Genomic DNA, 13100 nt, shown 5'->3' with positions numbered 1-13100 from the left:
CAGACGGCCGGTCCACCCGCAGCGGTGGACCGGCCGCCGTGCGTACTCCGCGTCGCCGTGTGGCCGTGTGGCCGGAGCGGCGTCAGTCGGCGCTGGCCAGACCGATCGCGAACGCCTCCTCCAGGTCGTGCTGGGAGTACGCCCGGAAGGCGATGTGCGACTCGGTGTTGAGCACGCCCGGGACCTTGGAGATGCTGCCCGCGATGACCTGGGCGATCTGGTCGAACTCGCGGACCCGGACGATGGCGATGAGGTCGACGTGCCCGGCCACCGAGTAGACCTCGCTGACACCGGGGAGGTTGGCCAGGTTCTCCGCCACCTCGGGGATCGCATCGGTGGCGCAGTCGATCAGCACGATCGCGGTGATCACGGGGCATTTCTCCGTTCGTCGGCGTCGTCGCCCATGCTAGATGTTCCGGCCCGAGACCGGAGGCGGGAGCCGTCGGTGCTCAGCCCTGCGCAGGGCAGGGCACGGTCAGGTCGCTTCCGGCCCGGATCACGTTCCGCAGCCGCTCACCGGCGCGTACGGTCGCGCCCGGCCACACCACGGTGCGGGACACGTCGCCGTCCACCCGTGCCCCGGCACCGACGACCGACTCCACGCAGCGCCCGGTCACCGTGGCGGACTCGGCGACGAGAGCGCCGCCGGCCGCGGCGTGCAGGTTGGCCGCCAGGTAGTCGGCGGGCGTGCCGGTGTCGAAGAAGGTGCCCGGGTAGGGCACCACCGACAGGGCGTCCGCCGCCTCGGCCGGCCGCCACACCGCGCGGACCAGATCCGAGAAGACGACCGGCAGGTCGCGGACCAGCCGCCAGGGCAGCAGGGAGAAGCCGGTGAAGCAGTGCCCGGCGAAGGTGCCCGGCGCCGTCGGCTCCGCGGCGGGCTGGCCGAGCAGGCGTACGGTCTGCCCGTCCCAGCCGTCCAGCAGGGAGGCCACGTCCGGGCCCGGGGGAGCAGCCGGGTTGGCGAGGTACGCGTCGGCGTTGCCGACAAGCACCGGCCGCCCGTCGATCCAGTCCCGCAGGTTGGCCACCCCACCCGCGGTGCCCAGCGGGTCGCCCGGCTCCACCGACAGGTGAGCGCGGTCGCCGACGTACGCCACCACCTGGTCGCCGAGGTAGCAGGCGTTCACCGCGACCCGGCCGGGACCGGTCAGGCCCAGCCCGGCCAGCCGCTCCAGCGCCCGCTCCAGCAGCGGCACGTTGCCCACCGGGCAGAGCGCCTTGGGAACCTGTTCGGTGAGCGGGCGCAGCCTCGTGCCCTCGCCGGCGGCCAGCACCACCGCGCAGAGGTCCACCGGGACACCCGCCGCGCCGGTCACGGCGTGTCGTCGGGCACCGGCGGCGGGAACTGCCCGGCCAGCGGCCCGATGTCGTAGTAGGCGAGCAGCCGGGCCGTCGGCCAGGTCAACTTCGGCAGGTCGTCCAGGGGGTGCCAGGCGGCCTCGAAGACCTCCCCGCCGTCGACGGTCAGCTCGGTGCTGGACGCTGGCACCTCGGTCTCGAAGACCACGTCCACCCAGCCCTTGGCGTGCACGATCGCGTTCGGCACCGCCGGGCGCAGCCGGGACGGTGGAAGCCGGACGCCGGACTCCTCGAACAGCTCGCGGGCCGCGCCCACCACCGGGGCCTCACCCCGGTCGAGTAGGCCGGCGGGGAGTGACCAGCCCTTGCCGGGCGGTTGGCGCAGCATGAGCAACCGCCCCGCGCCCGTCGCCTCGGAGTCACGGACCAGGGTCACCGCGCCGACGATGTACTTGGGCACGGCCAGCCGGACCAGGCGTCGACGCACCGGCAGTGGCAGCCGGTAGAAGGCCTGGTAGAAGAGGGCCCTACCGGTGGCGCGGGAGCGGGGGATCATGGCTCCAGGCTAGTGGTCGCGAATGTCCCTCGGACGCGCTGGGCCAGCCGGGTCACTGTCGATGGTCGACCAGGTCGATGAGCTGGCGGACCACGGTGTCCGGTTCGATCACCCGGTCGAAGACCGCGACCAGCAGGGTCTCCAGGTCGGGGTAGCCCAACTCCTCGGAGAGGCGCAGCAGCGGCAGGTCACTGGCGAGGCCCCGATTGTGCTGGCGCAGCGCGAGCCCGATGGTGGCCCGACCGAGGCGTACCTTGTCGCTGATCGTGATGCCCGGCTCGGTGTGCTCGGCGAACCACCTGTTGATCTGCATCTGCGCGTGCGGCGACTTGACGAAGCTCAGCCACTCCCGGCGGGGGCCGCGCGGTGCCACCCCGGCCTCGAAGCCGTTGTCGCCGTCGCTCTCGGTGAAGATCTCCACCACGTCGCCCTCGTCCAGTTCCGAGCTGAGCGGGGCGAGCCGACCGTTGATGCGTGCGGCGAGGCAGTGGTCGCCCCGCTCGTTGCCCAGCTCGTACGCGAGGTCGACAGGTGTGGCACCGGCCGGCAGCACGACCTGCCGCCCGTCGGCGAAGACCTGGATCTGCCCCTCGGCGAGGTCGCAGCGCAGCGACTCGTAGAACTGTGCCGGGTCGGCGGCGTCCGGCTCCCAGTCGAGCACCCGACGCAGCCAGTCCAACTGCTCGGCTCGGGCCGCGGCGCTGCCGCTGCCCGAGCGGGGGAAACGGAAGTCGGCGGCGATGCCGTACTCGGCCGAGCGGTGCATCTCCTCGGTGCGGATCAGCACCTCCACCGTGCGGTCCTGAGGGCCGCAGACGCTCGTGTGCAGCGACCGGTAGAGGTTGTTCTTCGGTGAGGCGATGAAGTCCTTGAAACGGCCGGGAACCGGCCGCCAGGTGCCGTGGATCGCGCCAAGCGCGGCGTAACAGTCGGTGGCCGGGCCGTCGACCACCACCACGATGCGGGGCAGGTCGTACGGGGCGGTGTGGTCGCCCGCGATGGTGTCCTTCCAGATCGAGTAGAGGTGCCGGGGACGAGGGCTCACCTCGGCGTCGACCCGGCTGCGGCGCAGCGCCACCCGGGCGCGGGCGACGACCGAGTCGAGGTAGGAATCCCAGCCTGGCCGGTCGTGCACGTGCCGGGCCAGCCGGGCGTGCTCGTCGGGCTCGAGGTGCAGCAGCACCACGTCGTCCAGCTCGCGCTTGAGGGTCTGGATCCCCAGCCGGTCACAGAGCGGGACCAGCACCTCCTGGGTCTTGCGGGCGATCCGTTCCCGCGACGACGCCGAGCGCACCCCGAGCGTCCGCATGTTGTGCAGCCGGTCGGCCAGCTTGATGATCAGCACTCGGACGTCCTTGGCGGCCGCCACGATCATCTTGCGGACCGTCTCCGCCTCGGCGGCCTTGCCGTAGAACGCCTTGTCGAACTTGGTCACCCCGTCGACCAGGTGGGCCACCTCACCACCGAAGTCCTCGGAGAGAGCCTGGAGGGTGTAGCGGGTGTCCTCCACGGTGTCGTGCAGCAGCGCCGCGACCAGGGTGGTGGTGTCCATCCCCAGCTCGGCGCAGATCTGCGCCACCGCGAGGGGGTGGGTGATGTACGGCTCGCCGCTCTTGCGGAACTGCCCGCGGTGCATGTTCTCCGCGATGGTGTAGGCACGGCGCAGCACCGCGGGGTCGGTGCCGGCGTGGATGCCCCGGTGGGTGCGGACCAGTTGGGTGACCGGGTCGGAGTCGGTGGTCGGCCAGCTGAGCAGCGACCGTAGGCGGCGGGCGAGCGGCAGCTCACCCGGCTGTGTCGGCAGGGCGCCCCCCAGGGCGGCGCCGTGTCCGGCGTCGACGTCCACGAGGGACACCTCCTCACCCCGGCTCCGCATCGCCGCGACCCGGCGGCGGGGAGCAGGCCCACGAATCGGGCAGGACTGCACTTCTCTAACAGCCTAAGCGAGTCGACGTAGTCCGATCGGTCAGTTGGTCATGAGCGTTCGGTCGAGAGTTGGTGGGACGCCCCGCCCTCGGCCTTCGCCAGCAGGTCACGGAACCGCCCCGCGCCACCCGCCGGAGAGGACCAACCGGAGGACATCTCGACGAGTCGGGTCTCCGGTCGCTCCAACCAGGACAGGATCCGCTCGGACTCCTCGGCGGTGGCGGCCGGCACCGGACCGTGCCCACCCGACACCGTCTCCGCGGTGGCCCGGATCGCCGTCAACGTGGGGCGCGGGTGCACGCCCGGCGGGGACACCCCGGCGCCGGCCAGCCGCCCGTGCCGGACCAGCGCCAACTCCCAGCCGCCCCGGGCGGCCGGCCGGGCCGCGGCCAGCTCGACGATCCCGGTCAGCGCGGCCAGCCGCTGCATCCGCACGGTGGCCCGCAGCACGGCGGCCAGCCGGGACCGCACCACGGCGGCCTCCTCGTAGCGCTGGTCGGCCGCGAGCACGTCGATCCGCGCGAGTAGCGCGTCCACCACCGGCTGGGGGTCGCTCGCCGTCGCCGTGCGGAAGGGCGCGGCGGCGCTGTCGTCGTACTCCTCGGGGGTGATCTTGTGTTCGCAGGGGGCCGGGCAGCGACCCAGCTCGGCCAGCGCGCAGGCCGGCGTGACGATGCGCAGCGAGAGCCGGTGCGTGCACTGGCGCAGCGGCACCGCGTCGTGGAAACCGGCGGCGGCCAGCTCGGCGGCCCGCCGGGAGGTGAACGGCCCGAGGTAGGCGGTGTCGGTGGGGGAGAGGTCGCGGACGATCGACAACCGAGGGTACGGACCGTCGGTCAGCTTGAGCCAGACCATGCGCTCCGGGTACTTGGACCGGCGGTTGTACGGAGGGGCGTGCGCGGCGATCAACCGCAGCTCACGGACCTCCGCCTCCAGCGAGTGGGCGCACTCCACCGCCTCGACCCGCTCGGCCGCGCCCAACATCTCGGAGATCCGGGCGCGCTTCTCGCCGGCGGTGAAGTAGCTGCGCACCCGGGTGGCGATGTCGACGGAGGTGCCCACGTAGAGCGGCCGGTCGTCGGCGGCCCGGAAGATGTAGACCCCGGGAACCTTGGGCAGCCCCTCGGCCAGGTGCCGCTTGCGACGCTGGGTGGGGGTGACCGCGCGGGCGAACTCGATGGCGTCGCCGACCGTGTCGACCCGGTGCCCGCCGAGCCGACCGATCAGCCCGTGCAGCACGTCGACGGTGGCCTTCGCGTCGTCGAGCGCCCGGTGCGTGGGCTGGGTGGCGGTGCGGAAGTAGGCGGCCAGGGTGCCGAGCTTGCGGTTGGGCACCTCGTCGCGGGTCAGCACCCGGCGGGCCAGCGCCGCCGTGTCCAGCACCCGGGGGTTCGGCCAGCGGTAGCCGTGCTTCGCGCAGGCAGCCTTCAGGAAGCCCACATCGTACGGGGCGTTGTGGGCCACCAGCACCGCGTCGTCGATGAACTCCAGGAAACTCGGCAGCACCTGCTCGACCGGCGGTGCCGGCAGCAGCATGGCCTGGGTGATGCCGGTCAGCACGGTGATGAAGGGCGGAATCGGCTGACCCGGGTTGACCAGGGTCGCCAGCACCCCCAACTGCTCGCCACCGCGCACCTTGACCGCGCCGATCTCGGTGATGCCGCCGCCGTCCGGCGCCCCGCCGGTCGTCTCCAGGTCGACCACCACGAAGGTCGTCGCGTAGAGCGGTAGCGCCGGGTCCACCCCGCCCACCGCCGGGTCGAGACCGGCAAGTGACTCCTGGACGTACTCCGCCTGTGCCATCGGCGGCACGCTAGCGCCCCGGTCCGACACTCCCGTCACAGCCGTCCCACGCGTCACCATGGGGCTAGGATGAGAGATCGGCTCACTCACCGGGCGGTGGGCCCGGTCGCGGTGGGAGACTTGCCACATGCCCCTCACCGAGCCGTACGACGACCACCTCCCGCAGGAGGATCCGGTCGCGCTCCACGGTGCTGCGGGCAACCCGGACGACAACGTAGTCACCGACACATCCGGGACATCGGACCCGACATCCGGCGAGGGCCCCGGCGCCGAGCCGGAGCCGACCCTGCCCGAGCCGGTCCGGCAGCGGATCGTGACGCTGACCGCGGCGGTGCTGCCCACCCTCCCCACCGACGAGGTCCCGGTGCCGTTGCGCCGGGTGGCGAAGTTCGCCCCCAACCGCCGCGCGCGGCTGGGCTCGCCGGTCATCGCCGCCCAGCTCACCGCCGACCCGCTGTTCCGGCAGCGGGTCACCGCGCGGGTCCTGGCCGACGCCGGTGACCTCGGCGCGGCAGTGGTCGAGGGCACCGCGCCGGCCGCCGCCGACCCGGTCGAGGTGGCCGCGCTCGCCTATCTGGCCCGGCCCCGTGGCTGGCGGGAGCTGATCGACGCCAGCGGCGCGGCCGTGCGCGCCGAGGCGGACAGCGCCGTGGTCGCCGAGTTGGTCCGCGAAGCCGAACAGCGGGCCACCCGGGCCGAGCACGACCGCGCGGTGGCCCGGGTCGAGGCCGAGAAGCTCCGCGACGAGCTGGCCCGCGTTCGCGAGGAGCTGGGTCAGCTCCGCGAGGAGTCCCGGCAGGTGGCCCGCACCCTGCGGGAGACCCAGGCCCGCGAGCGGAAGGCCACCGAGCTGCTGGCCACCGAGCGTGGCCGGGCCGCCCGCGCCAGCGCCGACGTGGACGCCGAACTGCGTCGCGCCCGGGCCCGGCTGGCCGAGGCCGAGGCTGCCGCCGGCGTGGCCCGGGCCAGCGCCAAGGAGGCTCGTTCGGTCGACGACGCCCGGCTCTGGCTGCTGCTGGAGACCATCGGCCAGGCCGCCGTGGGGCTGCGCCGGGAGCTGGCGCTCGACCCGGTGGACAAACTCCCCGCCGACTTCGTCGCCGACGCGTTCGCCGAGCAGCCGGGCACCGCCCCGGCCGGCCCCGCCGCCCGCGCCCGCGACACCGACGACCCGGCCCGGCTCGACCAACTTCTCGCGCTGCCCCGGGCGCACCTCGTGGTGGACGGCTACAACGTCACCAAGCGGGGCTTCGGCGAGATGTCCCTGGAGCAGCAGCGCAAACGCCTCATCACCGGGCTGGGCGGGATCGCCGCGCAGACCGGCGACGAGGTCACCGTGGTCTTCGACGGCGCCGAGCGGATGCACGGGCTGCCGCCCGCGCCGCGCGGCGTACGGGTGCTCTTCTCCCGCAAGGGCGAGACCGCCGACGAGCTGATCCGGCGCCTGGTCCGCGCCGAGCCGGCCGGCCGGCCGGTGGTCGTGGTCTCGTCGGACCGCGAGGTCGCCGACGGGGTACGCCGGCACGGCGCCTACCCGCTGGGCGCGGACTCGCTGCTGCGGCGGCTCGCCCGCTCCTGACCTCGTCGGGCCCGAGTTCCAGGATGTCGGGGTGTCCGACCGCGTGGGATGGCCCAGTTTCAGTGAACCGGAGTCGATCGTGCGCCGGTACGACCTCTCGGGCTGTGCCTCTGTCGTACCCGGGGGCTAGCGTCGCCGCTGTCGCCGACGGGAGGGAGTCGCCATGACAGCGGACGACGTCGAGGTCTTCGTCGATCGGGATCTGCGGGGTGCCCGGTTCAACAGGTCGACGCTTGCCGGTGCGGTGATGCGCGGCGTCGACGTGGATGCTCTGGACATCGACGCGCCGTGGCTGGCCGAGGGCACGTTCCTGGTCAACGGCGTTGATGTGGCGCCGCTGGTCGAGGCCGAGCTCAACCGTCGATTCCCGGGGCGCGACCTCCGGCAGGCCGACAATCCGGACGACCTCCGCGTGGCGTGGGCGGCCCTCGAACGAGCCTGGGCGGCGGCGGTCGACCGGGCCGTGTCCATGCCCGAGGGTGCTGTCGACGTCTCGATCGACGGGGAGTGGTCGTTCGCGCAGACACTGCGCCACCTCGCGTTCGCCGCCGACACCTGGCTTGGCAAGGTGATCCGGCAACTGCCGCAGCCGTTCCACCCGCTCGGGCAACCACATGCGGAGTACGAGACCGAAGGCTTCGACATGTCGATCTTCGCCGTCGAGCAGCCGACGTTCGCCGAAACCCTGGAGCTGCGGGCCGAGCGGCAGGCGATGGTGCGCGACTTCCTCGCCGCCGTCACGCCGGACCTGCTCGCCGAGACCCGGCCGGCCGCCTGGTGGCCCGAGAAGCAGGTGTCCGTCCTGCACTGCCTTCACGTGATCTTCGGCGAGGAGTGGCAGCACCTCCGCTTCGCCCTGCGTGACCTCGACGCGCAGGGCTGAGACCTCACCCCGACCGGCGGCGCTGGGCTGCGCTGCTTGGGTGTTCGGTCGGGCTGGCGCTCGGGCTGTGGCCAGTCAGGTGGTCGGTAGTCGCCGGGCCAGCTCACGACGCAGCGCGTCGGGGCCCGGCCTCATCCAGGCGAGCCGGACGACCAGTTCGTAGGGGCCGCGTCCGGGGGTCGACCACTGCCCGGCTCGCATGGGCGGACGGGTCTGCTGCGGGTCGAGGGGCATGACCACCAGCCGCGGATCCAGGCGCCCTCGGACCTGGGCGCTGGCCATGTTGACCCAGTCGATGCTGAGCCTGGTCCCGTTCGGTCCGCTCAGGTGCAGCGTTTCGTCGGTCAACCGCAGCGGCAGGCGAGGCTGATGACGCAGCTGCCAGTTGGTGGTCAGCGCGACGATGGCGCCGATCATGCCGAAGCGCAGCAGCACCGTCCACCACGCCTCGTCGAACACCACCGTGTAGAAGGCCAGGAGAGCCGCGGCGGCCAGCCCTGCGAGAAGCATGGCGAGGCGGTGTCGGCGCGGGGAGTGCCGGAAGTCCAGACCGGACGAAGCATCGAGGGCGGCCACCGTCGCCAAGTGCCCGGGTGGTCGGTCGATGAAACGATGCCGCTCGTTTGATCCAGACGGGTTTGGTGATGTCGCGCGTTCCGAACGGGTGGGATACCCCGATATCGCTGATCTGGAGTGGATCTAGGCCTGAAACGGGCGGTCGGACGGGGTTCCTGTCGTACCCGGTGGTTAGTGTCGATGTCACAGACGGTGCCCGGTCGGCGACAACAGGAGTCGCCCGCGCGCCGCGAGCCGATCAGGAGGAGCGATGCTCATCGACTGCGACGGGTGCGCGAAGCGGGCCGACGGCTGCTCCGGCTGCCCGCTGACCGCCCTGTTCGACGAGACGTCCCCGGTGGCCGGGTTGGTCGCCGCCGAGGTCGAGGCCATCGAGGTGTTCGCCCGGGCCGGCTTCGACGTGGAGGTGCTGGCCGCGCCCGCACGCCCCGAGGCGGCTCGCCGCCGGGCCACCCGCCGGGTCGCCTGAGCGCCATACCGTGCCCGGAAGCAGGCTTCTTGCGGGCCATAGGATGAGCGGTCACGGCGGGAGGAGCGGCGCGATGAGTGAGGTACGACAGGCGGTGACGCGGTGACCCCGCGCGGCTGGGCGCTGCTGGCCCTGGCCGGGCTGACCGTCGCGCTTGTCGTGCTGGCCGCGCTGCTCGTCCCGTGGCACCGTCCGCCGGCACCCCGGGCCGACCAGCTCGCCGCGCTGCGTGACCTGCCGGCCGAGCAGGTGGCCAAGGGCCGGGAGTTCCGGGCGGCGCTGCGCCCCGGTGGCTATGCCGCGCTCGCCGTCGGGCTGCTCGTCGCCCTCGCGCTCGGGTTGACCCCGCTGGGCGGTCGCCTGGTCGAGCTGGTGGGCCGGCCGTTCGGCGGGCACTGGGCCGCGCAGGCGGTGCTCGGCGGGCTGGCGGTGGTGCTCGTCGCCGATCTGGTGACGCTCCCGTTCGCCGCCTGGCGGCAGAGCGTGCTCACCCGCTACGGGTTGAGCACCAACGGCTGGAACGGCTGGGCGGTCGACCTGCTCAAGTCGTACGCGGTCAGCGCCGTGATCGGCGCGGTGGCGCTGTTCGGCTTCTACGCGGTCATCCGGCTCGCGCCGCGCTGGTGGTGGGCGTTCGGCGCGGCCGGCGCCGCGGTGCTTGTGGTGCTGCTGTCGTTCGTGCTGCCGGTGCTCGTGGAGCCGGTGTTCAACAGGTTCACCCCGATGGAGCAGGGCCCGTTGCGCACCGAGCTGATGAGCATGGCCGCCCGCGACGGGGTGCCGGTGCGCGACGTGCTCGTCGCCGACGCCTCCCGCCGCACCAGGGCGGTCAACGCGTACGTCTCCGGTCTCGGGCCGACCCGGCGGGTGGTCGTCTACGACACGTTGCTGCGCGAGGCGACCCCGGCCGAGGTGACCGCCGTCGTGGCGCACGAGCTGGGGCACGCGAAGGACTCCGACGTGGCCGCCGGCACGCTCACCGGTGCGTTGGGTGCCGCGGCTGCCGTGGTGGCGCTCTACCTGCTCGGCTCGTGGGGGCCGCTGCTGCGACTGGCCGGTGTCGACTCGGTAGCCCAACCGAGGGCGTTTCCGCTGCTGGTCGCCCTGGTCACGGTGGCCGGGCTGATCGCGGCTCCGGTGCAGGCGCTGATGTCCCGGCGGGTGGAGGCGCGCGCCGACGCGCATGCGCTCGCGCTCACCAACGACCCGGAGTCCTTCGAGTCGATGCAGCGCCGACTCGGCTCGGTCAACCTCGGCGACCCCGACCCGCCCCGTTGGGAATACCTCTATTCGGCCTCACACCCGTCCACCGTGGAGCGGATGGCCGCCGCCCGCGCGTACGCCCGGGAGGCCGGACGATGAGTCGCACCCTGCTGATCACCAACGACTTTCCGCCCCGACCGGGCGGGATCCAGTCCTTCGTGCACAACCTCGCGGTCCGTCAGCCGGCCGGCTCGGTGGTGGTCTACGCGTCGAGCTGGCGTGGTGCCGCGAAGTTCGACGCCGACCAGCCGTTCGAGGTGGTCCGGGAGCGCACCCGGGTGCTGCTGCCCACCCCGTTGATCGCCCGCAGGGCGGCCCGGTTGGCTCGCGCGTACGACTGCGACACGGTGTGGTTCGGCGCCGCGGCCCCGTTGGGGCTGCTCGCGGCCGGCCTGCGGCGGCGGGCCGGCATCCGCCGGGTGGTGGCGCAGACCCACGGCCACGAGGTCGGTTGGGCGGCGGTGCCCGCCGCGCGGCCGGCACTGCGCCGCATCGGTCGAGGCGTGGACGTGACCACCTATCTCGGCGAGTACACCCGTACCCGGTTGGCCCGGGTACTGGACGAGGTGACCGAGTTGCGCCGCCTCGCTCCCGGGGTCGACGTGGACACCTACCACCCGACCGTGGACGGCGAACAGGTCCGGGCCCGGCTCGGGTTGACCGACCGGCCGGTGGTCGTCTGTGTGTCCCGGCTGGTGCCGCGCAAGGGCCAGGACACCCTGATCCGGGCCCTGCCGGAGATCCGCCGCCGGGTGCCCGGCGCGGCGCTGCTGATCGTCGGCGGCGGTCCGTACCGGGCGACCCTGGAGAAGCTGGCCCGCCAGACCGGTGTCGAACGCGACGTGGTGTTCACCGGCAGCGTGCCGTCGGTCGATTTGCCGGCACACTACGCGGCCGGCGACGTCTACGCGATGCCGTGCCGCACCCGCAACCGTGGTCTCGACGTCGAGGGGCTGGGCATCGTCTACCTGGAGGCATCCGCGACCGGGCTGCCGGTGGTGGCAGGTGACTCCGGCGGCGCACCGGACGCGGTCCGCGAGGGGGAGACCGGCTACGTCGTCCGCGGCCGGGACGTCGCCCAGCTCGCCGAGCGGGTCTCCCGGTTGCTCGCCGACCGTGATCTGGCCCGCCAGCTCGGCGCGGCCGGCCGGGCGTGGGTGGAACGGGAGTGGCGCTGGGAGGCGCAGGCGGAACGCATGGCAGCGCTGCTCGCCGGCTGATCACCGCCCGCGTTCAGCTCTCGCGGGCTGGCGCGTAGTGCGGCACGTACTCCTGGCCGGTCAGCTTCTGGATCGCCGCCATCACCTCGTCGGTGACCATCCGGATGTCGCGTGGCCCGGTGATCCGGTCGGCGACCGGGATCGGCGGGCCGAACCGCAGCGTGATCGGGTGTCGGCGGGGCAGCCGCGCGTCGACGGGCAGCACCTCGGCGGTGCCGAGCACGCCGACCGGGATGATGGGCACCCCGGCGTCGCGTGCCAGCCGGGTCATCCCGACCCGGCCCCGGTAGAGCCGCCCGTCCGGGGAGCGGGTGCCCTCCGGGTAGACGGCGACCAGGCCGCCGGCCCGGAGCACGGGTACGGCGGCGTCGAGGGCGCGTAGAGCGGCCCGACCGTCGGCGCGGTCGACCGGGATGGCGCCCATGCCGGCGACGATCCGCCGGTTGAGCCAGCCGCCCGGGCCCCGGCCGTTGAAGTATTCGACCTTTGCCCAGAAGGTGACGTGTCGGGGCGTCGAGGTGACGAGGAACAACTCGTCGGCGACGGACAGGTGGTTGCCGGCGAGGATCGCGCCGCCGTGTCGGGGCAGATGCTCAAGCCCTTCCACGCGGGGCTGCCAGCCGAAGCGCAGCAGGGCGCCGACGGTCAGCTTGGTGACGTCGTACAGCAGGGGCACGTGTCCTCCGGGGTCCAGTTTCAGGCCGGCGCGGGGCCGAGATGGGCCTCCAGCGCGGCACGCAGCAGGGCGTCGTCGTCGGTGGCGCCGGTGGCCAGCGGAAGGCTGCCCCAGGCCCAGAGTTGAGCGATGCCGTGCAGGTTCGCCCAAAGGGCGCCGGCGAGCACCGCCGGGGGCGCGTCGGTGGGTCGGCGCGCCTGCGCCACCAGCTCGGCCAGGACGGCGAAGAGCGGCAGGCTCGTCTCGCGCAGCCGCAGCCGGCCGCTGTCGAGCAGGTCGTGGCGGAACATCAGCTCGAACATGCCGCGGTGGGCAGCCGCGAAGTCCAGGTACGTCCGGGCCAGCGCGGTCAATCGGGTACGCGGATCCGCGTCGACGTCGCGCAACGTGCGCTCGACGCGGGCGGTGAGGTCGGCGAAGCCCTCCCGCGCGATGGCGGAGAGCAGGTCGACGTGGGTGGGGAAGTAGCGGCGCGGCGCCCCGTGCGAGACCCCGGCCCGGCGGGCGATCTCCCGCAGCGACACCGCCGACTGGCCCTCGCGCAGCACGAGGTCCACCCCGACGGCCACCAGCCGTGCCCGCAGCCCCGTCTCGTCCGCGCTCATAGACACTGTCTACCAGCCGCCGTAGACGCTGTCTACCGCCGGATGGTGGTGGGGGCATTCACCGCTTTTGTATTTAAGTTAGGCGAAACAGGCTAATCGCGAACGCTGGCTTGCGTGATCTACTCGGGTTTCATGAAGTCGGGGTGTCCTGGTGCCGGGATGCCCCGACATCAGGAAAGGCGAGTGGATCATGGTCGCGCTGCCTGCGCGCCGGCGGCGTCAGGCGGCCCGGGGAAGCGAGG

General features: G+C 73.1%; 13 protein-coding genes. 5 read left to right on the top strand and 8 right to left on the bottom strand.

The window, feature by feature from the left end; translation table 11 throughout:
- Positions 1-82: 82 nt before the first annotated feature.
- The 5 genes from ACWER9_RS19025 to ACWER9_RS19005 form a co-directional block, all read right to left on the bottom strand.
- On the bottom strand, positions 83-370 hold the full coding sequence (locus tag ACWER9_RS19025) for an Lrp/AsnC family transcriptional regulator (protein WP_074313163.1): 288 nt from the start codon (positions 368-370) through the stop codon (positions 83-85).
- A gap of 79 nt (positions 371-449) precedes the next feature.
- Entirely contained in the window at positions 450-1319 is an 870-nt protein-coding gene (locus ACWER9_RS19020) for a nucleotidyltransferase family protein (RefSeq protein WP_452303074.1), read from the bottom strand.
- Entirely contained in the window at positions 1316-1858 is a 543-nt protein-coding gene (locus tag ACWER9_RS19015) for an NUDIX hydrolase (protein ID WP_452303073.1), read from the bottom strand. The genes ACWER9_RS19020 and ACWER9_RS19015 overlap by 4 nt, the downstream gene beginning before the upstream one ends.
- Before the next feature lie 52 nt (positions 1859-1910).
- Positions 1911-3704 (bottom strand): RelA/SpoT family protein, encoded by a 1794-nt coding sequence (locus ACWER9_RS19010; protein ID WP_452303103.1) that lies wholly within the window; start codon positions 3702-3704, stop codon positions 1911-1913.
- 128 nt (positions 3705-3832) lie between these two features.
- The gene (locus ACWER9_RS19005; RefSeq protein ID WP_452303072.1) at positions 3833-5587 is read right to left on the bottom strand and encodes a DEDD exonuclease domain-containing protein; all 1755 of its coding nucleotides are present in this window, start codon (positions 5585-5587) and stop codon (positions 3833-3835) included.
- A gap of 127 nt (positions 5588-5714) precedes the next feature.
- Between ACWER9_RS19005 and ACWER9_RS19000 the strand changes: the two genes are divergently transcribed.
- Entirely contained in the window at positions 5715-7166 is a 1452-nt protein-coding gene (locus tag ACWER9_RS19000) for an NYN domain-containing protein (protein ID WP_452303071.1), read from the top strand.
- Positions 7167-7329: 163 nt separating this feature from the next.
- A complete protein-coding gene (locus ACWER9_RS18995; protein ID WP_452303070.1) occupies positions 7330-8049 on the top strand; it encodes a DinB family protein in 720 nt (239 codons plus the stop codon).
- A gap of 75 nt (positions 8050-8124) precedes the next feature.
- On the opposite strand, the gene ACWER9_RS18990 is transcribed toward ACWER9_RS18995, so the two are convergent.
- Positions 8125-8559 carry a hypothetical protein gene (locus tag ACWER9_RS18990; protein WP_452303069.1) on the bottom strand — a complete coding sequence of 145 codons (435 nt, stop codon included), beginning with the start codon at positions 8557-8559 and terminating at the stop codon, positions 8125-8127.
- A gap of 316 nt (positions 8560-8875) precedes the next feature.
- Between ACWER9_RS18990 and ACWER9_RS18985 the strand changes: the two genes are divergently transcribed.
- From ACWER9_RS18985 to ACWER9_RS18975, 3 genes are all read left to right on the top strand, one after another.
- Entirely contained in the window at positions 8876-9094 is a 219-nt protein-coding gene (locus ACWER9_RS18985) for a hypothetical protein (RefSeq protein ID WP_357358307.1), read from the top strand.
- A gap of 102 nt (positions 9095-9196) precedes the next feature.
- On the top strand, positions 9197-10456 hold the full coding sequence (locus ACWER9_RS18980) for a M48 family metalloprotease (protein ID WP_452303068.1): 1260 nt from the start codon (positions 9197-9199) through the stop codon (positions 10454-10456).
- Positions 10453-11577, top strand: a complete 1125-nt coding sequence (locus tag ACWER9_RS18975) for a glycosyltransferase family 4 protein (RefSeq protein ID WP_452303067.1) — start codon at positions 10453-10455, stop codon at positions 11575-11577. Before ACWER9_RS18980 ends, ACWER9_RS18975 begins: the two co-directional genes overlap by 4 nt.
- Positions 11578-11590: 13 nt before the next feature.
- Here the strand turns inward: ACWER9_RS18975 and ACWER9_RS18970 are convergent, their stop codons facing one another.
- Positions 11591-12253 (bottom strand): lysophospholipid acyltransferase family protein, encoded by a 663-nt coding sequence (locus ACWER9_RS18970; protein WP_452303066.1) that lies wholly within the window; start codon positions 12251-12253, stop codon positions 11591-11593.
- 20 nt (positions 12254-12273) lie between these two features.
- Positions 12274-12858 (bottom strand): TetR/AcrR family transcriptional regulator, encoded by a 585-nt coding sequence (locus ACWER9_RS18965; RefSeq protein WP_452303065.1) that lies wholly within the window; start codon positions 12856-12858, stop codon positions 12274-12276.
- Positions 12859-13100: the final 242 nt, after the last annotated feature.

The sequence above is a fragment of the Micromonospora sp. NPDC003944 genome, from assembly GCF_053605225.1.
This window is presented reverse-complemented; position numbering and strand designations above follow the sequence as displayed.

Coding starts and splice junctions, on each gene's coding strand:
- ACWER9_RS19000 (WP_452303071.1), top strand. CDS start 5,715: ATGCCCCTCACCGAGCCGTACGACGACCACCTCCCGCAGGAGGATCCG.
- ACWER9_RS18995 (WP_452303070.1), top strand. CDS start 7,330: ATGACAGCGGACGACGTCGAGGTCTTCGTCGATCGGGATCTGCGGGGT.
- ACWER9_RS19005 (WP_452303072.1), bottom strand. CDS start 5,587: ATGGCACAGGCGGAGTACGTCCAGGAGTCACTTGCCGGTCTCGACCCG.
- ACWER9_RS18965 (WP_452303065.1), bottom strand. CDS start 12,858: ATGAGCGCGGACGAGACGGGGCTGCGGGCACGGCTGGTGGCCGTCGGG.
- ACWER9_RS18975 (WP_452303067.1), top strand. CDS start 10,453: ATGAGTCGCACCCTGCTGATCACCAACGACTTTCCGCCCCGACCGGGC.
- ACWER9_RS18985 (WP_357358307.1), top strand. CDS start 8,876: ATGCTCATCGACTGCGACGGGTGCGCGAAGCGGGCCGACGGCTGCTCC.
- ACWER9_RS18990 (WP_452303069.1), bottom strand. CDS start 8,559: ATGCTTCTCGCAGGGCTGGCCGCCGCGGCTCTCCTGGCCTTCTACACG.
- ACWER9_RS19015 (WP_452303073.1), bottom strand. CDS start 1,858: ATGATCCCCCGCTCCCGCGCCACCGGTAGGGCCCTCTTCTACCAGGCC.